The organism is Hymenobacter terrenus (assembly GCF_000972495.1).
Lineage (GTDB): Bacteria > Bacteroidota > Bacteroidia > Cytophagales > Hymenobacteraceae > Hymenobacter > Hymenobacter terrenus.
Genome location: NZ_LATM01000007.1, coordinates 75,890 through 98,530, shown reverse-complemented (window position 1 = coordinate 98,530; position 22,641 = coordinate 75,890). Strand labels below are relative to the sequence as shown.

General features: G+C 58.8%; 20 protein-coding genes. 11 read left to right on the top strand and 9 right to left on the bottom strand.

The window, feature by feature from the left end:
* Positions 1-167: 167 nt before the first annotated feature.
* Entirely contained in the window at positions 168-368 is a 201-nt protein-coding gene (locus WX88_RS30810; RefSeq protein WP_197076759.1) for a hypothetical protein, read from the bottom strand.
* A 12-nt stretch (positions 369-380) separates the two neighbouring features.
* On the opposite strand from WX88_RS30810, the gene WX88_RS11620 reads away from it, so the two are divergent.
* Positions 381-1,046, top strand: a complete 666-nt coding sequence (locus tag WX88_RS11620) for a DUF2461 domain-containing protein (RefSeq protein ID WP_046244548.1) — start codon at positions 381-383, stop codon at positions 1,044-1,046.
* Between the two features lie 99 nt (positions 1,047-1,145).
* On the opposite strand, the gene WX88_RS11615 is transcribed toward WX88_RS11620, so the two are convergent.
* The 3 genes from WX88_RS11615 to WX88_RS11605 all read right to left on the bottom strand — a co-directional run bounded on the left by WX88_RS11615 (position 1,146) and on the right by WX88_RS11605 (position 4,451).
* Positions 1,146-1,649, bottom strand: a complete 504-nt coding sequence (locus WX88_RS11615; RefSeq protein ID WP_046244547.1) for a DUF6702 family protein — start codon at positions 1,647-1,649, stop codon at positions 1,146-1,148.
* Between the two features lie 169 nt (positions 1,650-1,818).
* Positions 1,819-3,165, bottom strand: coding sequence for an RIP metalloprotease RseP (rseP, locus tag WX88_RS11610; protein ID WP_046244546.1), 1,347 nt, complete (start codon positions 3,163-3,165; stop codon positions 1,819-1,821).
* A 116-nt stretch (positions 3,166-3,281) separates the two neighbouring features.
* Positions 3,282-4,451 (bottom strand): 1-deoxy-D-xylulose-5-phosphate reductoisomerase, encoded by a 1,170-nt coding sequence (locus WX88_RS11605; protein WP_046244545.1) that lies wholly within the window; start codon positions 4,449-4,451, stop codon positions 3,282-3,284.
* A gap of 289 nt (positions 4,452-4,740) precedes the next feature.
* Between WX88_RS11605 and WX88_RS11600 the strand changes: the two genes are divergently transcribed.
* The 4 genes from WX88_RS11600 (at position 4,741) to WX88_RS11590 (ending at position 6,673) form a co-directional block, all read left to right on the top strand.
* Positions 4,741-5,322, top strand: a complete 582-nt coding sequence (locus WX88_RS11600) for a helix-turn-helix domain-containing protein (RefSeq protein WP_046244544.1) — start codon at positions 4,741-4,743, stop codon at positions 5,320-5,322.
* 97 nt (positions 5,323-5,419) lie between these two features.
* On the top strand, positions 5,420-5,836 hold the full coding sequence (locus WX88_RS11595; RefSeq protein ID WP_046244543.1) for a hypothetical protein: 417 nt from the start codon (positions 5,420-5,422) through the stop codon (positions 5,834-5,836).
* 130 nt (positions 5,837-5,966) lie between these two features.
* Positions 5,967-6,185 carry a hypothetical protein gene (locus WX88_RS30000; RefSeq protein WP_156176075.1) on the top strand — a complete coding sequence of 73 codons (219 nt, stop codon included), beginning with the start codon at positions 5,967-5,969 and terminating at the stop codon, positions 6,183-6,185.
* A gap of 38 nt (positions 6,186-6,223) precedes the next feature.
* The gene (locus WX88_RS11590; protein ID WP_046244542.1) at positions 6,224-6,673 is read left to right on the top strand and encodes a hypothetical protein; all 450 of its coding nucleotides are present in this window, start codon (positions 6,224-6,226) and stop codon (positions 6,671-6,673) included.
* An 87-nt stretch (positions 6,674-6,760) separates the two neighbouring features.
* Here WX88_RS11590 and WX88_RS11585 read toward each other — a convergent pair whose 3' ends face one another.
* Entirely contained in the window at positions 6,761-7,441 is a 681-nt protein-coding gene (locus tag WX88_RS11585; RefSeq protein WP_046244541.1) for a hypothetical protein, read from the bottom strand.
* Positions 7,442-7,594: 153 nt separating this feature from the next.
* Between WX88_RS11585 and WX88_RS11580 the strand changes: the two genes are divergently transcribed.
* The 4 genes from WX88_RS11580 to WX88_RS11570 all read left to right on the top strand — a co-directional run bounded on the left by WX88_RS11580 (position 7,595) and on the right by WX88_RS11570 (position 10,641).
* Positions 7,595-8,755 carry an NAD(P)/FAD-dependent oxidoreductase gene (locus tag WX88_RS11580; protein ID WP_052732603.1) on the top strand — a complete coding sequence of 387 codons (1,161 nt, stop codon included), beginning with the start codon at positions 7,595-7,597 and terminating at the stop codon, positions 8,753-8,755.
* Between the two features lie 113 nt (positions 8,756-8,868).
* Entirely contained in the window at positions 8,869-9,018 is a 150-nt protein-coding gene (locus WX88_RS31360) for a hypothetical protein (protein ID WP_231590682.1), read from the top strand.
* Between the two features lie 631 nt (positions 9,019-9,649).
* Positions 9,650-9,979, top strand: a complete 330-nt coding sequence (locus WX88_RS11575) for a LytTR family DNA-binding domain-containing protein (RefSeq protein ID WP_046244540.1) — start codon at positions 9,650-9,652, stop codon at positions 9,977-9,979.
* 116 nt (positions 9,980-10,095) lie between these two features.
* A complete protein-coding gene (locus WX88_RS11570; RefSeq protein WP_197076758.1) occupies positions 10,096-10,641 on the top strand; it encodes a hypothetical protein in 546 nt (181 codons plus the stop codon).
* Positions 10,642-10,920: 279 nt separating this feature from the next.
* Here WX88_RS11570 and WX88_RS11565 read toward each other — a convergent pair whose 3' ends face one another.
* The 4 genes from WX88_RS11565 to WX88_RS11550 all read right to left on the bottom strand — a co-directional run bounded on the left by WX88_RS11565 (position 10,921) and on the right by WX88_RS11550 (position 19,400).
* The gene (locus tag WX88_RS11565) at positions 10,921-12,390 is read right to left on the bottom strand and encodes a glutamate synthase subunit beta (protein WP_046244539.1); all 1,470 of its coding nucleotides are present in this window, start codon (positions 12,388-12,390) and stop codon (positions 10,921-10,923) included.
* Between the two features lie 180 nt (positions 12,391-12,570).
* Positions 12,571-12,876, bottom strand: a complete 306-nt coding sequence (locus WX88_RS11560) for a GIY-YIG nuclease family protein (RefSeq protein ID WP_046244538.1) — start codon at positions 12,874-12,876, stop codon at positions 12,571-12,573.
* Between the two features lie 178 nt (positions 12,877-13,054).
* A complete protein-coding gene (gltB, locus tag WX88_RS11555; RefSeq protein ID WP_046244537.1) occupies positions 13,055-17,578 on the bottom strand; it encodes a glutamate synthase large subunit in 4,524 nt (1,507 codons plus the stop codon).
* Between the two features lie 277 nt (positions 17,579-17,855).
* Positions 17,856-19,400, bottom strand: a complete 1,545-nt coding sequence (locus WX88_RS11550) for a hypothetical protein (RefSeq protein WP_046244536.1) — start codon at positions 19,398-19,400, stop codon at positions 17,856-17,858.
* A gap of 412 nt (positions 19,401-19,812) precedes the next feature.
* On the opposite strand from WX88_RS11550, the gene WX88_RS11545 reads away from it, so the two are divergent.
* Both WX88_RS11545 and ilvD read left to right on the top strand, forming a co-directional pair.
* Entirely contained in the window at positions 19,813-20,700 is an 888-nt protein-coding gene (locus WX88_RS11545; protein WP_046244642.1) for a branched-chain amino acid transaminase, read from the top strand.
* Between the two features lie 176 nt (positions 20,701-20,876).
* Positions 20,877-22,550, top strand: coding sequence for a dihydroxy-acid dehydratase (ilvD, locus tag WX88_RS11540; RefSeq protein ID WP_046244535.1), 1,674 nt, complete (start codon positions 20,877-20,879; stop codon positions 22,548-22,550).
* Positions 22,551-22,641 lie beyond the last annotated feature (91 nt).

Below are 22,641 nucleotides of genomic sequence, written 5' to 3'. Positions count from 1 at the left end.
AGCCTGATGTCCGTTAAAAGCCCTTCCTTCCAACGTCAGGTTCCTCTCTCCACGGGAGAGGGGTTAGGTGGAAGTTTCCTACCCGTGCCTATCTGCTACCTTCGCGGTGGCAGGCACGGCAGTAGCTCTGTCCCATTTGCACGTATGCGTTTCTTCGCTCAACCCCGCTACTTCGTCCAGTTAATGCCAGTGTTAGCGTTGTTGGGATGCGCTGGTAGCCCCAGCACCAAATCCGTGCCCGATGCCCCTGATATGCTGCCCCGATTATGGGCACCAGCCACCCCCAGCTTGCTAGTAATTGGAAACTCAGCTTGGCGGGCTTCGCGCCAGCGTCCTCTCCATACCAAGGAGGAGAATTGACTCTTCATTATAACAACACCATGCAACTCAAACCCCTCTTTGCCTTTCTCTCAGGTCTCATTAAGCACAATGAACGGCCCTGGTTTCAGGAGCGCAAAGCTACCTACGACCAACTGCGCGCCCAATTTGAGGAAGATGCCGAGTTCTGGTTCCGTGAACTAGCAAAACTCGACCCCGTACTGGCGGGCCCCGAGGGCCGCAAAAGCATTTTCCGCATCTACCGCGACGTCCGATTTAGCAACAACAAAGACCCGTACAAAACCCACTTTTCGGTGTACTTCACTGCCGGCCCCGGCAAGGAGGTCGATTCGCCTGGCTACTACATCCAGCTCGGTCCGAACGGTAATACCATGATTGCGGGGGGCCTCTACATGCCCGATAAGAATCAGCTGGCCGCCATTCGTCAGGAAATTGACTATAATGCCGACGACTTGAAAGCCCTCCTGACCGCGCCTGATTTTCAGCGCTACTTCGGCGGCTTGGGCGGCGATAAGCTCAAAAAATCACCGGCTAACTATTCGGTCGACCATCCCGAAATTGAGCTGTTGAAGCACAAGAGCTTCATTGCTACGTATCAGATGACCGATGCGGAGGTGTTGAGCCACGAAGATTTACGGGCTCATGTGGTGGAAGTGTTCCGGGCCATGGTGCCGTTTTGCCAGTTCCTGCGCCGAGCCGTGGCGTAGAACGCAGCCTTTGCTGCGTCAGCCCTGAACGAACCTTGAACGGAAGCAACTCCCTCCCACGCGGTACGGGCACGACGCAGCAAAGGCTGCGTCCTACAGCTACCAAGTTAGCACTTCTTGCTCGTGGCCGGCGCGGAAAAGGGCGCTTTGCTTCTTACCACCCGCTTCGATGTTTACGATGTTCATTTGGTCGGCGAACACGTCGAGCAATACCGCCTGCCGCAGTTGCACGCCAGGCAGGGCGCCGGGGAGTGATACTTTGCAGTAGAACCAGAATCCGTCGTTTTCAGCCTGCATGCCTAATACTTGCAAGGGGAGCGGGGCGCCGGCGGTCGTGCTCGCCTGCAAAGTGCGCTGCAAGTAGGCGGTAGCCAGGGCCAGGGGGAGGGGGCCAGCATCTGTCAGGCTGACGGCCTTGGGCTGGCCTTGCGACAGGGCTTTTTCGAAGTCGTCCGTAAATACTTTCACCGATAGCTCCAGCTGCTTTTTCGCCGCATTATAGCGCAACTCGGTGATGCTGGAGTGGTAGGCGTGCCGCGCCGGGCCCGCCCCGGCAAGTGAAAACAGCAGCAACAAAGCGGCTAAAGCAGCAAGCAGACGCATAACGGGCTGGCTGGTTGAATGACGGATGGTGAAGTGCACGTACGCTGGGAATAATAAACAGACACGCCAAAACGTCCCACCGCGCAACATCTCGCCCGGCGTGGTGATTCACGATGCTGAGCGAGATGTTGCGCGGTAGGACGTTCTTTTTATCCGGCTACTTCACCTGCTAGTGAAACAGCTTCATTACCTGTTTGAAGACGATGACGTAGAACATCAGGGCTAGAATCAGCACGGTGCCCACGCGCTGCGCGCCTTCCAGAAACTTGTCGGATGGCTTGCGGCGCAGAATCATTTCATAAAGCAGAAACACGACGTGGCCGCCATCGAGGGCCGGAATCGGGAGCAGGTTCATGAAGGCCAGCACCATGCTCAGGCCGCCCGCCAAGCCCCAGAAATGCGGCCAGTCCCAAGTGCCGCCAAACTGCTGGGCAATCTCAACGGGACCACCCAGGCTTTCGGAAGCCGAAAGCTCGCCCCGGCCAATCTTGGCGAAAGCACGCGCTTGCAGCCCGATTACCCCAAACGCCTTGCTCACCCCTTGCGGAATAGCCTCGGCCAGGGAGTAGTGCCGGGTGGCCAGATGCAGTGTCGATTTACGCTCGAATCCGATGTGACCGGCGCCATCGACGGCGATGTTCAGGACTTGGGGCTGGCCATTGCGCTGCACCACCACCGGCACCTTCTTGGTCTTATTAGCCAGTAGGGCGGCTTGCAGCTCGTCGAAGAATTGCACGGGCCGGCCGGCCACGTTCGTGATGACGTCGCCCGCTTGCAGGCCGGCTTTGGCGGCGTTGCCCCCGGGTACTACCCGCTCCACGGCGAATGTTTCGCGAGGGCGCACCAGCAGGCTATCAGCGCTTTGCTTGCCAAATTTATCGAGGAAGTTTTTGGGGATTTTGATGTCTTCCAACTGTCCGTTGCGCTCCACGGTGTAGTACGAGTTGTCACCCATGATGACCTCGGGCTTATACACGTCGTCGAACTCGGTGAAGGGCCGGCCGTTGATTTTTACGATTTTGTCACCCGCGCGGAAGCCGATTTCGCGGCCCAAGCCGTTGGGCAGAATGCCGTAGCGGGCCTCCGAGGCCGGCAGATAAGTCTCGCCGTAATGATAGGTCATGGCCGCGAAAATGGCGATGCCGAGAAGCACGTTCATGATAATGCCGCCGAGCATAACCAGCAGGCGCTGCCAGGCCGGCTTGCCCCGAAACTCGTCGGGCTGCGGCTCGCCGGCTAGGGTGGAGGCGTCCTGGGTCTCGTCAATCATGCCATGAATCTGCACGTAGCCGCCCAGCGGGAACCAGCCAATGCCGTATTCCGTCTCGCCAATCTTCTTTTTCAGGAGGGCGAAGTTCAGCACCCCCGGCATGGGGAATAGGAAGTCGAAGAAGATGTAAAATTTATCGACCCGGATTTTAAAGAGCTTAGCGAAGGCAAAATGGCCAAATTCGTGCAAGCCAACAAGGATGGAGAGGGCCAGCACAAGCTGACCAATCATGGTGAGGATAGCCAAGGGTAATTTGAATTATGAATTAAAAATTATGAATTAAAAATTGGCAATCATGAATCAGAATGAAAGAGCAGCAAGCGCGGTTGCGCACCTTGGCTCGAACTCGTAACTCATAATTTTTAATTCTTAATTAGTTCCGCAGCAACCAGGCGCGTTTCCGCATCGGTCGCCACAAGGTCGGCCAGCAATGGCTCTGCAAGGTACGAAACCCGCGCCAGGCACCCCGCCACCAGGTCCGACATCTGCCGAAAGCCCACCTGCTCGCGCAGGAAGGCGGCCACGGCCACTTCGTTGGCGGCGTTGAGCACGCAGGGCGCGTTGCCGCCCCGGCGCATAGCTCCGAAAGCCAGCTCCAGGTTGGGAAACGCGACCCGGTCGGGGGCCTCAAAGGTCAGGGTGGGGTAATCGAGAAAGGAGAAGCGCGGGAAGGTGTTGGCCAGCCGCTGCGGGTAGCCCAGGGCGTATTGAATGGGCAGCTTCATGTCGGGCAGGCCCAGCTGGGCTTTCAGGGAGCCATCCTCGAACTGCACCAGCGAATGCACGATGCTTTGGGGGTGTACCACCACGTCAATCTGGTCGTTGCGGAGGCCAAACAGCCATTTGGCCTCAATCACTTCCAGGCCCTTGTTCATGAGCGAGGCCGAGTCGATGGTGATTTTGGCGCCCATGTCCCAGTTGGGATGTTTCAGGGCCTGGGCCTTGGTCACGGCCTCCATCTGCTGGGCCGAGCGGCCGCGGAACGGACCACCCGAGGCCGTGAGAATGATTTTCTCGATGGGGTTCTGCGCTTCGCCCACCAGGCACTGGAAGATGGCGGAATGCTCCGAGTCGACGGGCAGCAGGCGCACTTGGTGCTGCCGCACGAGGCCGGTAATCAGCTCCCCGGCCACCACCAGGGTTTCCTTGTTGGCAAGAGCAATGTCCTTGCCGGCGCCGATGGCGGCCACTGTGGGCAGCAGGCCGGCGTAGCCCATCAGGGCCGTGAGCACGATGTCGACCTCGGGCCGGGTGACGACTTCGGCCAGGGCCGCGGTACCGGCCAGCACCTGCGTTTCGGGCTGCTGGGCCAGCGCGGCTTTCAGGGGCTGATACAGGCTGTCGTCGCCAATGACCACCACGGCCGGCCGAAACTCCTGGGCTTGCCGCGCCAGTAGCTCCCACTGCCGCTGCGCGCTGAGCACGGCCATTCGGAACCGGCCCGGCTGCTGCCGCACCACCTCCAGTGTCTGCGTGCCAATGGAGCCCGTGGAGCCGAGTAGGGCCAGGGTTTTTACCTCAAAATCATGCATTACACTTCGCAAATGGCCTCCCCACCAGTAGGGCAACCACTGCAAAACTACGGTCTGCCCGGTAATGTGGGTTGCGGCCCGGCCTTCTGCCTGGCACTTCCGAAGGCGTGGTTCAATCGGAGTAGGGTAGGCCCCGTCTAGTAAATTTTGGACCAGCCACGAGTTTTACTAGACAGGTGGCTTTCTAGTAAAATTTGTGGTCCTTGCAAAAATTACTAGAAAGTCCCCCGTCTAGTAAAATAGTTAATCTCCTCTGAATTTACTAGACGCCCATCGACCCCCCTTCTCTATGAGCTACGTCCCCAGCCTACGCGAGGTGCGCACCCGCTTCGACCTCCGCCAGCGGGAGCTGGCCACCTGGCTTGGTCTGAGTCTGTCGCAACTATCTCGCGTTGAAATCGGCTACGACCCCCTCCCGATGCACGCCGTGCCCTTGCTGCTGCCCTGGCTCACGGCCCTAACCCTGCCGGCTGAGGCGGAGACGCCACTTACCCCTAGTCCGGCCGATGCCGGCCCGCCACCGGCCGGGCCGGCCCCTCTGCTGGCCCGCCTGGCCGAATGCCGCTACCAGGCCCAGCGCCTGCACTGGCAGCGGGCCGCGCAGCAGGCCCGCCTGGGGGTGCTGCGGGCCCGCCTGGCCGCCGGCCCCCTGCTACGGGCTGCCCTGCCCCCGGCTCTGCCCGATGCCGCCGCCGAGCCCGCCCACAGCCCGGTAGCCCTGCGCCGCCGCTGGCTGGCCCGGTTGCTCGAAGCCGCCGCCGATGAGCTGGGCCCCGCCGAGGCGGCCGAGGCGCTGCTCGCCGCCCGGCAGCACGGCTGGCAGTGCGAAGCTGCCTGGCTGGAAGCGTACCTGACCGATACTCCGGCTTAACTTTATAGTAATAAAATAGAATAAAATTGGATGAGCGCGTCTATTCTGCTTACCTTGCTGCCTCATTCACTTTTTTTCACTTCATTGTTTTACCCCGATGGACTACCCTGTTAACCTGTTGAACACCCGCGCCGAGTGCCTCATCGTGCGCGACGATATCGATGAGGATATCGAACGCGTGCAGTTTCGCATCACGGCGCTCACCCGGTCGAGTACTTTGCAAACCAATGCCGCCACGGAGGATGCAGCCGACATCAGTTCGCTCAACGACCAGATTGCTCCCCTCGAAACCCGCGTGGCCGGCCTGCCCATCGGGGAGGTGCGCACCAAGGAGGAAATCCGCCTGCGCGCCCTCAAGCGCGACCGCGAAAAGCTCCAGGACGACCAGCTGAGCCAAGGCAGCCGGGGTCTGTTTCGCCGGCAGCGCGAGCTGGACGGGGCTCAGCGCCAGCTCCTGGGCCTCCAGGACTGCCGCCAGCAGGTGATGGCCCGGCATGATGCGCTGCCAGCGTAGACCGACCTTTACCCACGCACTATGCCCATATGATGAAGTAGTAAACGCTGCTTCACCGTATGGGCATAGTGCGTGCGTGGGTTGTTATTCATACGTTGTTGCAAATCTTCACACTCCTACCCAATAACACATGAAAATCTGGAAATTAATACTTGCCATTGCAGGGGGCATCTTGCTGGCCGTGTTTGTATTAAACATACCAAGTTTAATCACTTATTACAGCCCCAAGCCAAAAGTTGAAAGAGTTGATTTACCTGACTCGCCAACTTCAACACCTGCACAAGAAAGGGCTTTACAAGCAAAAGTAGACTCACTTTCAAATGAGGATAGTGTCAAAAAAACAATGTAGCCCAAACCAACCATCTTTTCACCTCACCAAAACACAAAATGTATCTACTCGAATCTGAACTTGTAAAAGTCTACCAAACGAAAAGCGGTTTTGACCGAAGTTTCGATTTCCGGTTCCGAATGGCTGGAATCGCCGGTTGGGGGTATTACGACTTTATTGCGAATGTCGCTTGGCAAGAAGACAGAAAATTAATCGCTGGAACGAACAGGATTGAGAATAAGGTTACCAGCGCATCTGTGATTGTTTATCGGGCTGGTGCTGGCTGGATAAGCATGGAGGAATTGGCACCAGAAAATTCAACTTCAGTGAAGATTCACGGTAATATCATACAGTTCACCAAGAAGTTTGTCATCATCGTTCCACGTAATGCGATTTTGAGCGAGATACCACTTCTCAAAGAACTGGATATGAATAAGCGTTATCCAGTCGAAATACATGGTCTTATTGACGTGGTAAGCATGTATAACAAAGCAGAGTTTATTTGGTAATAGCTAATCCAGTAGCAAAGAAGCCTCGGCCAACTCGGCCGGGGCTTCTTTGCTACTGGAATAACTACTTTCCTGGATGAGGTCGCCTTAAAAAGAGCTGCGGAGGAAGTTGCCACCTTCTCCCACTACCCGGATGGTCAGCGCCAGGAGCACTAGTAGGTAAGGAGCCGATACGACGCGGTAATCGGCCAGACCCTGGTTCCAGAGGGCCCAGAGCACAACGGGCACGGCTACTAGCAAAGCCAGGCCCGCCCGGGAGTAAGTGGCGTCAGCTACTAGCTGCTGGTCGCTCACCAGCACCACGCCCAGCCCCACCACCACCGCTATCGAGGCCCAGCCGACGTAGAGCTGCGCGGCCGCCTCAAAGACCGGTGCTGCCCCGGCCTCCGTTCCGCCTACCTGCCAGAAGAGGACGGCCCCAACGAGCATGCTCCCGAGCAAGGCCAGGTAGATGGCGCCACTCAGGTTGTTGGCCCCGGCCAACTGGGAGCCAATATTGCCCAGACACACGAGCAGGAATAGCCCCGTCACGGGCACCGTCCAGAAGCCAGTGCCATAAGACTGGAATAATAACACGGCCTGTAGGCCCCAAATAACCAGCCAAATGGCGAATACCCAGGCTGGGGGAAATAAGCTTAGCTTTTCCACGCGTACTTGCAGCCCTCCGCTGGGCCGGCTCAAGGCCAGGTTGCCCACAATATGCGCAATAAAGACCGCCGCGGCCAGTAAGCAGCCAACATCGATTGATTTGGTAGTTAGGGTATTCATCGGGGGAAGAGTGAGAGTTGAGAAAGTGCTTGGCCTAACAGACGTCTGCCGGGCCATTTTATTTTGGTTCGGACTTCCTTCTTGGGGGGTAAATGATGTCCTTACACCCGTATTCCCTAGTTTCGTATTGCGTCTTGTGGTGTTTCTTTAGTCTTGCTCATTCCTTCTTCCGCTAATTACGACGTAGCCATCATTGGCGCGGGGCCAGCGGGCACGGCCTGTGCCCTGGCCCTGCGTCATCGTGGTCTACGCGTGGCCCTGCTCGATAAAGCCCAATTCCCGCGCGACAAGGTGTGCGGCGACGCCGTCCCCGGCCACGCCCTGAAGGCCCTGCGCCAGCTCGACCCCAGCTTCGCCGAGGGCCTGTGGCAGCTCCAGCCGCTCGATGCCGTGCGCCAGTCGCGCCTCGTGGCCCCCAACGGCGACAGCCTCTGGATGCGCTGGAAACTCCCCAGCTTCAACAGCCCCCGCGAAACCTTCGATGCGGCCCTGCTGGCTTTGGTGCAGGCCCACTCTACCACGGAAATCCTGGAAAATACGGGCCTGAAAACCCTGAGCATTGATGCCGACCACGTGCGGCTGACGACCTCGGCCGGCGCTGAAATCACTTGCCAGCTGGTCATCGGCTGCGATGGGGCCAATTCCGTGGTGCGTCGCCAGCTGCTGCCCGCGCCGCTCGACCGCGCCCACCACTGCGCCGGCGTGCGGGCCTATTTCGAAGATATTGCCGGCGCCAAGGCCGGCCTCACCGAGTACTTTTTCACCAAGGACTACCTGCAAGGCTACCTCTGGATTTTCCCCGTCGGCCGGGGCCTCTACAACGTGGGCCTGGGCATGCTCTCCGAAACCGTGGCCCGCCACAAAGTGGACCTGAAACAGCTGCTGCCCCAACTGCTGGCCACGCATCCTGCGCTGGCTGGGCGCTTCGCCAGCGCGCGCCAGCACGGCGGCATTCAGGGCTTTGGCCTGCCGCTGGGTGGTGGGCGCACCGTGTCCGTCAGTGGTCAGCGGTTTCTACTCTGCGGCGATGCGGCCTCCCTCATCGACCCCATCCAGGGCCACGGCATCGATACGGCAATGCAGAGTGGTATTCTGGCTGCTGCTCAGGTTCTAGCCTGCTTTGAGAAGCAGGATTTTGCCGCCGGATTTATGAAACAGTACGATGCGCAGGTGGCGGAGAAAATCAGCCGTAAGCTGGCCAAAAGCTACCGCCTCATGCGCTTCCTCAGCAACAAGCCCTGGCTGGTGAACGCGGGCGTGCGCCTGGCGCGGGTGCCGGGTTTGAAGCCCTGGGTGCAGAAGGTGATAGGGTAGGAGGTAGGCACTGGCGCGAGTTTGGTGCAGCGTAACTTGTGCCAGTAGCAGCGCCCTTCACAAGCTGACACTACCCCAACCCCGACTGCTGCAAGCTGCTCAGCAACGCAAGCATGCTCATCGACGTGAATATTCAGGGAGACCCGCTGTACGTCTTGGCCGGGGTGAACTGGTCAATTGAAAGCCCGGTTTCTATATTTGGGTGGCATAAAAAACTACCCAAGCACCAACTCAAAACCGCTGCTGAATTAAACGCTAAGTAAGGTGCAATCGGTAATCATTGACTCGACGTTGGACAAATTGAAAGGCTAGGCAAGGAGTAAGTCCGCTTGGCTTACCAGCAAAAGCCCTGGCAGCGCCGAATGATTCAATCAACTAGCTAATATGGAAGTTTCGCCCACCATCAACAATATCCTTTCCGATCTGAAGCCCGAAAACTGTCAAAAGCGGAACAGCTAGCGGTGCTTCAGCGGCTGGTGTTATTGCTCAGAAAGCCAGCGTCGGCTGCGAATGAGGCCGTACGTTTGTCGGCGCTGGCTGGGGTAGGTAGTGAGTTGTGGAGTAATACTGCAGTCATTGATGCTTACCTGGATGACGAGCGGCAATGGTAAGCCAAGACCTAACTGGTAAAACGTTTTCTTGGATACCGCACCGCTGATTTATTTCATCGAAGGTTACAGCACTTACCATGCAGCATTAGCCAGCCTGTTCGAACTCAACGATGAAGGAGATTTCGTGCCTGCTTGTCTACTTAAACCACTTCCACAGACGAGTTAGCAAATCGGAACAGCAGGTAGCGGTTGTCAATCGTGCTGATTTTGGCGAGTAGCCGCCCATTTGGAGGCGATTTACTTAACTTAATATACCAAACTCTTATTTCAGGACCAAAACCCTATGAATGCCCCCACTTCCTTTGCTTTCATCAAAGCAGACAAAAAAATTATTAAAATAAAGTTTCTGGACATAGCTACCATAACGGGACTAGGTAACTATGTGCAGATCCTAATGGTGGATGGGCACAAGCACATTTATTACAAGACCTTGAAGAAGCTGATTGATAACTTACCAGCAGAATTTATGCGGATTCATAACTCGTGTATTGTGAATTTGCTGAACGTGGAGTCGGTGGAGGACAATCATGTGCGGGTAGGAGGGGCCGATATAGCGGTTGGAAAAAGCTACCGCCAGTGCTTGGCCGCAAGCTTAGCGAAGCGCATGCTATAGAACGGCGCACATAACACCGTGGGCTGTCGGCATAAGGGCTAGGTCCGTTGACGTAAATAACTTCTCTATTAGCAACACCCTAGCTTGCTTTGCAGACACTCTTATCACTACATGCAATGGCATTTCTTTTTCGCCTAACGCTCGTAGGATGGCTCTCGTTGGTCACCTGCTTAGCACAAACTCCCACCCTGATTAAGCCGCAAACCAAATTTCCGCAATCTGCCGATGTAGCTACTATCGCCGGCATTATGAAAGCTTCCTACGAAGTCGTTTCCGGCGAGGCTGGTGCTCCTAGGCAATGGGAGCGCGATGCGTCGCTTCATAATCCCAATGCCGTCTACTCCTACCAAAAGGCAACAACGAACGGCCAAACGCGGCAGAGTACGATGTCGTTAAAAGACTTCCATAAGCAGACTGATAACATGATATTAACCACCGCTTTCTATGAAAACGAGATCAACCGGGAAGTGCGGGTCTTTGGCAACATCGCCCATGTATGGAGCACCTATGAAACTCGGCTAATAAAAGATGGACCGGTGGTTCGCAGAGGCATCAACAGCGTGCAACTATACTTTGAAGATGGCCGGTGGTGGATAGTATCGTGGACCTTTGACCGGGAACGCCAGACAACGCCTATTCCGGCTTCCTTCGACCCCCATTGATGGGTGTTTTTGAACAAATCAGGTGTGCTCTCAGAAAGTGGAGAATATAGCACGTTAAGGAAGAGGGCTGAAAATACCGTCTGAGAATAGCAAAAGGAAAATAGTGTTAGCACACAGGCAACGTATCGTAGTAACGCGCTTTATCTTTTGTTGCTCAATACAGCCTATCGGCTTTTCCCCTGTGGCAGTGCGGCTGCCCGTTTAACTTTTGGATCAAACTTTTAACTAAGGCCAACTCTCTTCCACTCGTTCCTGCCTAATCCCGATATTTTCTAGGCCTCATCCCAGCATTCCCACCGCATTTTTGCTTGGCAGCGCGGTCTTCCCCGTCAGAAACACATCCACCTGCCGGGCTGCCTCGCGCCCCTCCGAAATGGCCCAGACCACCAGCGACTGTCCCCGCCGCATGTCGCCGGCCACAAAAACCTTGGGCTGATTGGTTTGATAAGCGGTTTCGCTGGCCCGCACGTTGCCGTTCTCATCCAGCTCCACGTCTAGTTGCGCCAAGAGCCCATCCGCGCGAGGGCCGCGGAAACCCAGGGCCAGGAGCACGCGCTGGCAAGGGATTTCGCGGTCCGAGTCGGGCACTTCCTCGAAGCGAAGGCGGCGGCCCAGCACGTCGGTTTCCCAGGTTACGTCGCTCACGAGCAGGGCGCGGAGCTGACCGGTTTCGTCAGCCAGAAAGGCTTTGGTGTTGATGCCCCAGTAGCGCTGGCAGCCTTCTTCGTGGGAGGTGCTGCTGCGAAACACATGCGGCTCGGCGGGCCAGGGCGTGTGGGCAGGGCGCTCGGTGCCGGGCTGGCTCATCAGGGCGAATTGGGTGACGGACCGCGCCCGCTGGCGGTTAGCCGTGCCCACGCAGTCGGAGCCCGTGTCGCCGCTGCCGATAACGACCACGTCCTGGTCGGTGACGACCAGCTCTGCTTCCGCAATGTCTAGCTCACTCACCCGGCGGTTGTGCTGGGTAAGGTAGTCCATGGCGAAGTGAATGCCCGGTAGTTCACGGCCGGGAATGGGCAGATCGCGCGGCACGCTGGCCCCGCCAGCCAGCACCACGGCATCGAAACTGCGCATAAGGTCGGCGCCGGATAAGTCGTGCCCAATCTCAGTGTTGCAGCGGAAGACTACGCCATCCTCCTTCAACAAGTCAATGCGGCGGTCAATCACCCACTTATCCAGTTTGAAATCGGGGATGCCGTAGCGGAGTAGCCCCCCGGGCCGGTCGTCGCGCTCAAACACGGTGACGCCGTGGCCGGCCTTTGCCAGCTGCGCCGCCGCCGCCAAGCCCGCCGGCCCGGAACCCACCACCGCCACCGTTTTGCCCGATTTTAGGACCGGTGCCGTAGGCTGCACATAGCCTTTGGCGAAGGCGATTTCAATAATGTGCTTCTCGATTTCCTCGATGGCCACCGGGGCGCTGTGGATGCTGAGCACGCAGGCCGCCTCGCACGGCGCCGGGCAGATGCGACCCGTGAACTCCGGGAAATTATTGGTCGAGGACAGAATCTGATAGGCCGCCGCCCAATCCTGCGCGTGCACGGCGTCGTTGAATTCGGGAATGATGTTGCCCAGCGGGCAGCCTGCGTGGCAAAACGGTATGCCGCAGTCCATGCAGCGGGCCGCCTGCTGGGTCAGTTGCCCTTCGGAATAAGTGCCGACGAACTCGTGGTTGTGTGCCACGCGTTCCTGCGGCGCAGTCTTGGGCGGCAGCTCGCGCGGGTATTCTTTGAAGCCGGTAGGGTTGGCCATGTTTTCGTTGTTTACTGGAACGTCATGTTGTCAGGCCGTCATGCAGAGCGCAGCGAAGCATCTCGCGTGGGGGAGTAATCCAATCGAAAGGACGATTCAATCGGGAGGATGATGCGAGCGAAATGTTTGGCTCCGCCGACCTTCGGTCGCCCCGCATGACGTTCTTACGTCGCTTGTTATTCAACTTTCTTTGGGCTCACCAGCCCAAGTCTCCAAATCAATGGCTGCCCACGTGGGATTGAACTTGGCAATCAGGACTTCTTTTTTTGCGCGGCTCCCGCCCTTCAACTCTTTTTCGCGGGCAATGGCTTGAGCTGGGGAGGTTTGAGTTTCAAAGTAAACGAGCAGGTTGATTTGGTAGCGGCCCGTGAATTTATTGGGGTTGCCTAAGTTGTCGGCGTGTTCTGCCAGTCGGCGGGTCAAATTATTCGTTACGCCAATGTAAAGAACTGCTCGGGTGGGATTGGTGAGCATATAGACGTACATGCGGTAGGGGGGATGGTTGATTCTGATTATATAAAGAACGTCATTCCAGCCTGTCATGCAGAACGAAGCATCTCGCTCGCATCGTCCTCCCGATTGGATCGTCCTTTCGATTAGATTACTCCCCCACGCGAGATGCTTCGCTGCGCTCTGCATGACGGCCTGACAACATGACGTTTTGTTACTCCACCGTGGCATACCGCGCTTTTTGCAGCACCTTTTTGTATTCGCTCGGAAACACTTTCACGAAGCGGCCGGCTTCCTCCGACCAGTTTCCTAAAAGAAATGCGGCTACTTGGCTGCCGGTGAGTTGCACGTGTTTGCGCAGTAGGGCCTGAATCTGGTCTTCGTCGTCGGCGTCGAGCGGGTCGAGCTCCACCATTTCGGGGTTGCAGTTGGCGGGGAAGGTGCCGTCGGGGTCGTACACCCAAGCAGTGCCGCCGCTCATGCCGGCGGCGAAGTTGCGGCCCGTGCTGCCCAGGATGAGGGCCCGGCCGCCGGTCATGTACTCGCAGCCGTGGTCACCCACGCCTTCCACCACGGCCGTGGCGCCGGAGTTGCGCACCGCGAACCGCTCGCCGGCCTGCCCGCGTACGAACAGCTCGCCGGAGGTGGCGCCGTACAGCGCCACGTTGCCGATGATGATGTTCTGCTCGGGCACGAAGCAGGCATCTGCCGACGGGAAAATGGCCAGATGCGCTCCCGACAGACCCTTGCCCACGTAGTCATTGGCCTCACCTTCCAGCGAAAAAGACAGGCCCTTCACGCTGAAGGCGCCAAAGCTCTGCCCCGCCGAACCGCGGAAGCGGAAGTTAATGGTGTCGTCGGGCAGGCCGGCGGCGTGGTAGCGCTTGGCAATCTCATTCGAAAGCAGCGTGCCGATGGTGCGGTCGGTGTTGTGCACTTCAAAAGAGGCAAAAACGGGCGTCCGCTCGTTCAGAGCCGGTTGGGCGTGCTCGAGCAGCTGCCAGTCCAGCACGTTGGCCAGGCCGTGGTCTTGGTCTTCGCTGTGGTAGAGAGTGCCGCCAGAACTGTTGGCAGCCGGGTGCAGAATGCCGGAGAGGTCTAAATGGCGGGCTTTCCAGTGGGTGAGGTTTTCGCGCACCTTCAGGAATTCCGGGCGGCCCACCATCTCGTTCACCGTTCGAAAACCCAGCGCGGCCATGATTTCGCGCAGCTCCTCGGCCAGGAAGCGAAATAGGTTGACGATGTGCTCGGGCTGGCCGCTGAAGAGCTTGCGCAGTTCGGGGTCTTGGGTGGCCACGCCCACGGGACAGGTGTTGAGGTGGCATTTGCGCATCATCACGCAGCCGCCGGCCACCAGCGCCGCCGTGGCTACGCCCCATTCTTCGGCCCCCAGCAGCGCCGCCACGGCCAAGTCGCGGCCGGTTTTGAGCTGGCCGTCGGCTTGCAGCACCACGCGGCTGCGGAGCTGATTGCGCACCAGGGTTTGGTGGGCCTCGGCCAGTCCCAGCTCCCAGGGCAGCCCGGCGTGCTTGATGGAACTGATGGGCGAGGCGCCGGTGCCGCCGTCGTAGCCGGCAATGAGGATGACATCGGCGTGGGCCTTGGCCACACCCGCCGCGATGGTACCCACGCCCGCCTTGCTCACCAGCTTCACGTTGATGCGGGCGGCGCGGTTGGCGTTTTTCAGGTCGAAGATGAGCTGGGCCAGGTCTTCGATGGAGTAGATGTCGTGGTGCGGGGGCGGCGAAATTAGGCCCACGCCGGGCGTGGCGTGGCGCACCTTGGCAATCCAGGCGTCGACTTTGTGGCCGGGGAGCTGGCCGCCCTCGCCGGGCTTGGCGCCCTGAGCCATCTTGATTTGCAGCTCGTCGGCGTTGGTGAGGTAGTGGGCCGTCACGCCGAAGCGGGCCGAAGCTACCTGCTTGATGGCCGAACGCATGGAGTCGCCGTTTGCCAGCTTCTCGTAGCGCAGCGGGTCCTCGCCGCCCTCGCCGGTATTGCTCTTGCCGCCAATGCGGTTCATGGCGATGGCCAAGGTGCTGTGGGCCTCGTGCGAAATGGAGCCGAACGACATGGCCCCGGTGGCGAAGCGCCGCATGATGGCCACGGCCGGCTCCACTTCTTCCAGCGGAATGGCCTCACGGTGGCGGGCAAAATCGAGCAGCCCCCGCAGCGAGAAGAGGCGTTCCGGCGGCTCATTCACCAGGCGGGCGTAGCGCTGGTAGGTGGCGTAGTTGTTGGTGCGGGTAGCAAGCTGCAGCAGGTGCACGGTTTCGGGGTTGAACACGTGCGCCTCGCCCCGGCGACGCCAGTGGTACACGCCGCCGTCGGGCAGCAGGGTTTGCTCCTCGGGCGTTGTGCTTCGGAAGCCCTGGAAGTGCTTGTAGAGCGTTTCGCGGGCTATTTCATCCAGCCCTAGCCCACCAATGCGGGTTACGGCGCCGCAGAAATACTGGTCCACCACATCTTGGTTCAGCCCCAGAATCTCGAACACCTGCGCGCCATGGTACGATTGCAGAGTGGAGATGCCCATCTTCGAGAAAATCTTCAGCAGCCCGTCGCACACCGCCTTGATGTAGTTGTTGGTCAGCTGCGCATGGTCGTGGCCGGTGGCAAACTGCCGGGCCTCGTGCATGGTCCGAATGGTGGACAGCGCTAGGTAGGGGTTGATGGCCGTGCCCCCAAAGGCCAGCAGGCAGGCGAAGTGGTGCACTTCCCACACGTCGCCAGCCTCCACCACCAGGCCCACCGAGCCCCGGTACCCTAGCTTGATGAGATGGTGATGCACGGCCGACACGGCCAGCAGCGATGGAATGGGCGCGTGTTCGGAGTCCACGGCGCGGTCCGACAAAATCAGCACCTCAAAGCCGTCGTGCACGGCGTCCTCGGCGTAGCGGCAGAGGCGGGCCAGGCCGTTTTGCAGCGAGCCCGGCCGGCAGTCGGCCCGGAAATAGGTTTGCAGCGTCTTAGCATTGAACATGCCCGTGTCGATGCTGCGTAGCTTCTCCAGCTCATGGTTGGAGAGAATGGGCTGGCGCAGTGCCACGCAGTGGCAATGGTGCTTGTCCTCATCCAGAATGTTACCGTTGTTGCCCAAAAAGGTGGCCAGGCTCATCACCAGTCGCTCCCGGATGGGGTCGATGGGCGGGTTGGTCACCTGGGCAAAAAACTGCTTAAAGTAGCTGCTCAGGTGCTGAGGCTGGTCGGAAAGCACGGCCAGCGGCACGTCCACGCCCATCGAGCCAATGGGCTCCTTGCCCTCCAGCGCCATTGGGGTGATGAGCGCGTCGATGTCTTCGCGGGTGTAGCCGAACACCTGGTGGTATTTGAACACCGAGTCAGCTGCTAAATCAGTGAATACCTGGCGCGGTTCGGGCAGTTCTTCCAACCGAATCTGGTACTCGTTCAGCCACTCGCCGTAGGGCTGCCGGCCGGCGGCGTGGGCCTTCAACTCATCGTCGGCAATGATGCGGCCGGCCACAGTGTCAACGAGCAGCATCTTGCCGGGCTGCAGGCGCCCTTTCTGCACCACGATGCTTTGAGCGATGGGCAGCACGCCGGCCTCGGAGGCCACCAGCACGCGGCCGTCCTCGGTTTCTACGTAGCGTAGGGGGCGTAGGCCGTTGCGGTCGAGCATGGCGCCTATCATGCGGCCATCGGTGAAAAGCAAGGCCGCCGGGCCATCCCAGGGCTCCATAAATGTGGCGTGAAACTCGTAGAAAGCCTTTTTCAGCGGGTCCATCAAAGTATTGCCGTCCCAGGCTTCGGGCACCAGCATCATCATCACATGGGGCAGCGAGCGGCCCGAGTGCAGCAGAATCTCCACGATGTTATCCAGGCAGGCCGAGTCCGACTGGTTGCTGTTAATAACGGGCAGAAGGATGTCCATTTCCTCGGCCGAGAAGTAGGGCGATACGTAGTTGCGCAAGCCAGCGTAAAACCAGTTCAGGTTGCCCCGCAGCGTGTTGATCTCGCCATTGTGTGCTAGCAGCCGGAAAGGCTGGGCCAGCTTCCAACTCGGAAAGGTGTTGGTTGAAAACCGCGAATGCACCATGCCGAAGGCCGAAGTGACCCGCTCGTCGCTCAAATCGGGGAAGTAGCCACGCACCTGATAGGTAGTCAGCTGGCCTTTGTACACGATGACTTTGCAGGAAAAGGAGGCGAAGTAAAAGTCCGCGGCTGCCGCGCCTACCTCGTCGACCACAGTTTTCTCGATGAGCCGCCGCAGCACGTACAGCTTGCGCTCAAAGTCATCGGGCTGCGTGATGCCGACGGGACGACCCACGAACACCTGTTCCATGGCCGGCTCGCCCGCCAGGGCCGTGGGGCCAATGCCGGTCGGGTTCACCGGTACGGGCCGGTAGCCCAGCACGGGCAGGCCGAGCTGCCCCGCCGCCGCTTCGATGCGCTGGTGGCAGGCGGCGCGGGTGGTCTCGTCTTTGGGCACCGCCATCATGCCCACACCGTAGGCGCCTGGCTCGGGCAGGCGGATGCTCAGGCTGGTGCACTCTTCCAGAAAAAACCAATGGGGCACTTGCAGCAGCAGGCCGGCCCCATCGCCGGAGTCGGCATCGCAGCCGCAAGCGCCGCGGTGCTCCATGTTTTCGAGCATGGTGAGCGCGTCGCCGATGATGCCGTGCGTTTTGCGGCCGTTGAGGTAGGTAATGAAACCAGTCCCGCAGGCATCGTGCTCAAATTCAGGCCGGTATAGGCCGGGAGCGGGGGAGGTAGGTTGCATCAGGAGAAATAGGTGCTAAGCAGAATAAACCGGCATTTATCAAGCAGTTAACATTGAATTACATTAATACAGCAGGTGGCCGGGGACCTTTTGCAATTTCTGCCCGGCCTGCTCTGCCAAAAACTTATTCTGCCCCGAATTACTATTTCTAAGTTCTGAAATTGGCGACAGAATAATTGCAAATCAAGTGGTTGTGTTGAATTTACTTACGGCATCAAATGCCGAAACCCACGGTTCGTTAGATGCTCTATCAGGTATTGCTCCCTTGACCTGGCCGCTACTTCAAGAGAGCCGACTTACGCTGCATGATTTCCTGTACCGGCCGGTTTTCAATCTTGCTTTCGAGCCAGGAAACAATGTCTAGGTACATAAACGGTCGCCGCTCAAACGGATTGGCGGCGATGGCCGTCAGCTGGTCTTTCAGTTGGATGAAGGCGTTTTTCAGCTCACGCGGGTTCATGTCGCCGAGCGTGCGTAGGAACTGGAAAATGGCGACTTGCATCTGCTGCTGGTCGTTCATCTTGCCCAAGAAGCGGTACACGGACTTTACCTGATAATCAAGGCTCTCATCGCGTCCGGCCTCATAGTGCGCAATCAAATTCAGGATGCGGGCAAAGCACTGAATGTCCTCGCGCAGCGCGCTTTCTCGAAACTGAATGATTTTGGTCAGGTATTCAATGGCCTTGTTGAACTCGCCACTGCCGAAGTACAGGCTGGCAATTTTATAATAAAACACCATAAGGCGGTGCGGGTCGAGCTGCTGTTGAAACTGCGTGAGGTTGGCGAGCAGGGGTGGGATGATGGCCAGGCCTTTGGTGAAGCTGCCGCGCATGAAGTGTGCGTTAATCCGGTTGGTATAGATGTACAGAAACAGCAGCATCTCGATGTTCGGGTTGGAGCGCCGGCCGGGGTTGTCGGCAAACGCTTCAAGAGTAGCCAACACTTTGGTAAATTTGCTGTAATAAAGCAGGTTGTAAGACGATATCAGCAGGTTGTGCAGGCCTTTGAGGTAGAGCATGGTTTGCTGCTCGCGGATAGCCGGGTGGGTTTCGAATAAGTCAACCCATTTCTGCGCGTAGCGGTAGCAGGAGAGGAAGTTTTGGGTGATGGTGTAGTACCACACATGGGCCTGATAGTAGTAGAGCCGCTCAAAAAAGTCAGCACCGCGCATGTCCACATTCGCCAGTGCCGATTGAAAAAACGTGGTCAGGTGCTCAAAATCGGTTTGGTTACGGGCGTGGCCAATTTGCAAGTAGAAGCCGTACATGCGTAGCGCCAGGTTCGAGAGCACGTGCTGTTGGCTCACGTGGCCAACCAGTGTGAGGGCTTCGGTGGAGAGTTCTTCGGCCCGGCCGCGTAGGCTGCGGGTGATGTATTGGGCTTCGATGAGCTTCTCAAAATCGAGGGCTTGCAGGGCAATGTGGCTCATGCCTACCTGCTGGGCGGCAATTTTCAGGCGCTCCAGCATGCGCAGGCTCTGCTGGTAGAGGCCACGGTTGTAGAGCACGCGGGCGTAGTCGAGCTGCTCGCGCAGCTGAATATCGAGGTTTTGGCCGGCGTGGTACATGCGCAGGCTGGCCAGCAGCTGCCGATACAGATTGGCCTTGAGGTTGGCCAGCTGCACTTTCTTAATGGCGGGCACCTGCGTCAGCACCCGCTCCTCGTTGTAGTTGGTAGCCGCGTCGAAGGCGTCGAAAAGCTGCAAGAACTTCAGGCCTTCGGTGGAACCCTGGCGGTTGGCAAACAGGCGGAAGTGCCGCTTTTCGGTGCGGGTGAGGGACTTTATTAATTGAAAAACGGGGTCGCTGTTTTCGTTTGGCATCGTAATCCACTATTCTTTTCCGCGCTACAAATCAGCTAATTACAGATATTGAAATCCGGCTTAGAAATAGTAAGCCGTCTTAAAATAAATTTTCCTCGTGTGAATGCCCCGCTAAAATTGTACTCACTATCAGGCCAATAGCAAGGCGTAAACCGGGTCTTCCACTTGCCTTGTGGCCCATCAGCTTCGGTAGCTCGTGCGCCGCAAGCTACTCACTAACCAACTGCCTGGTTTCGGCCGGCGCAAATTTCATCTAAAATGACTTTCGCTTTCCTGCCCGTCGTCAAGGTCATTATTCTGCAGCCGGCGGGCTGAAAGAGCCATCTTGTCTTAGCAGGAATCAGCCTTTCTCAGCCCGGTGCTCGGAAAGGCTTTTTTGCTGCCATACCCTTCTGAAATCAACCCTTTTTCCATGTATTTCGATAGCAATACCCTCGTTTTTCTGGATGGTGAATTCATTCCCGCCGAGCAAGCTACCTGTGGCGCCTATGCTCAGTCGCTGCACTATGGCTATGCGGTTTTCGAAGGCATCCGAGCCTATAATACACCGCACGGCACCCGCATCTTCAAGGCCCGCGAGCACTACGAGCGCCTGCACTATTCGTGTCGAGCCATCAGCCTACCCCTCGATTATTCAGTAGAAGAGCTGACAAATATCAGCTACGAACTGCTGGCGAAGAACAACCTGACGGATGCCTACATTCGACCACTGGCTTTCGCCGCCACGCCTCACATGACGCTCACCGCGCCCACCACCGGCAACCTGCTGATGGCCGTGTGGAAGTGGGACCGCTACCTGGGCAGCCAGAGCCTGCGCCTCACGGTGTCGCCCTACGAGCGACCCAATCCCAAGGCCGTACCCATCGAGGCCAAAGTGTCGGGTCACTATGCCAACTCCATCATTGCCAGCTCCGAAGCCAAGAGTCGCGGCTTTGACGAAGCTCTGCTGCTGGACCTGAATGGCTGCGTGGCCGAAGGACCGGGGGCCAACTTTTTCTTCGAGAAAAACGGCGAGCTGTTCACCGCGCCGGCTGGCAGCATCCTGCGCGGCATCACCCGCAACACCATCATCGACCTGGCCCGGGAGACCGGCATCACGGTTAACGAACGCTTCTTCCGGCCCGCCGAGCTGCAGGGTGCCACCGGAGCCTTCATGACCGGCACCGCCGCCGAGGTAATTGGTGTGGCTTCGGTCGACGACGTGGTATTCACCAAGCCCTTTGAGCAAACACTAGGCGCCCAGCTGGCCGCGCGCTACACCGCGCTGGTGCAGGGCCAGGCGGAAGCAGTGGAGGCGTAACCTCACCCCCTGACCCCCTCTCCAAAAAAGAGGGGGCACCGGACATGCTTTCAGTTAAAAAGTGGATGGGTGTTGATTCTTCTCTTTTAACTGATGTCAGGCTCCCCTCTCTTTTGGAGAGGGGCCGGGGGTGAGGTTCCCCCGCACGAAGACTTAAAGAACAATCATCAACCCGCATGATTCTCAATAAATACAGTCGCATCTACACCCATGACGACAGCTTGCCAGCGTCGCAGGCTATGCTCATCGGGGCAGGCTTGTCGGAGGCTGATTTGCGCAAGCCGTTCGTGGGCGTGTGCTCGACGGGCTTCGAGGGCAACACCTGCAACATGCACCTCGACGGGCTGGCCGACGAGGTGAAGCGGGGGCTCGCGGCGCAGGGGCTGGTGGGGCTGCGCTTCAACACCATCGGCGTGAGCGACGGCATCACCAACGGCACGCCGGGCATGCGCTACTCCCTGGTGTCGCGCGAGATAATTGCCGATTCGATTGAGGCCATGGCCGGCGCGCACAACTACGACGCTCTGGCCTGCGTGGTGGGCTGCGACAAGAACATGCCCGGCGCCCTCATCGCCCTGGCCCGCCTCAACCGCCCGGCCCTGATGGTGTACGGCGGCACCATCAAGGGCGGCAGCTACAAAGGGCAGTCGCTCAACATTGTGTCGTGCTTTGAGGCCTACGGGCAGAAGTTGCAGGGCCAGCTTTCGGAAGAAGACTACCGGGGCATCATCCACAACGCCTGCCCCGGGCCGGGCGCCTGCGGCGGCATGTACACGGCCAACACCATGGCCGCCGCCATTGAGACGCTAGGTCTGTCGGTGCCGTTCTCGTCGTCGGCCACCGCCGTGAGTGCCAGCAAAATGCAGGAGTGCCTGGACAGCGGCCACTACCTGCGCCAGCTGCTGGAGCGCGACCTCAAGCCCCGCGACATCTTGGTGCGCGAAGCCTTCGAGAATGCCCTAGTGGTGACCACCGTGCTTGGGGGCTCCACCAACGCCGTGATTCACCTCATGGCCATTGCCGACGCCGCCGGCGTGAAGCTGACCCTGGCCGACTTCCAGGCCATCAGCAACCGGGTGCCGGTGCTGGCCGATTTGAAGCCCAGCGGCCGCTACCTGATGGAAGACCTCTCGGCCCTGGGCGGTGTGCCGGCCGTGCTGAAAACCCTGCTCGCCGAAGGCCTCCTCACCGGCGACACCCTCACCGTGACCGGCCAGACGCTGGCCGAAAACCTCGCCGACATTCAACCCCTGGGCGCCGAGCAGGACCTGCTGCGCCCCCGCGCCAACCCGCTAAAGACCGATGGCCACATCCAGATTCTCTACGGCAACCTGGCCCCGGAAGGCGCGGTGGCCAAGATTTCGGGCAAAGAAGGCGAACTGTTCGCCGGCCCGGCCATCGTCTTCGACTCGGAAGAAGCGGTGAACGACGGCTTGGCGCGGGGCCTGGTGGAGGCCGGCCACGTGGTCGTCATCCGCTACGTGGGGCCGAAGGGCGGGCCGGGCATGCCCGAAATGCTCAAGCCCACTTCGGCCATCATGGGCGCGGGCCTGGGCAACCGGGTGGCCCTGATTACCGATGGCCGCTTTTCCGGCGGCACGCACGGCTTCGTTATCGGCCACGTTTGCCCCGAGGCTTACGACGGTGGCCCCATCGCCCTCATCGAAAACGGCGACTGGATAGTGCTCGACGCCAACGCCAACACCATCGACGTGCGCCTGGAAGCCGAAGTGCTCGAAGCGCGCCGCGCGCAGTGGCGCCCCCCCGCTCCCAACGCCGCGCGAGGCGTGCTGCGCAAGTACATCCGCACGGTGGGCAACGCCAGCTCCGGCTGCATTACGGATGGTTGACCAATGAAAAATCGACCGTCATGCAGAGCGCAGCGAAGCATCTCGCGTGCGCCAGTAATCTAATTAGTGAACGGTTCAACGAAGCGAGCGA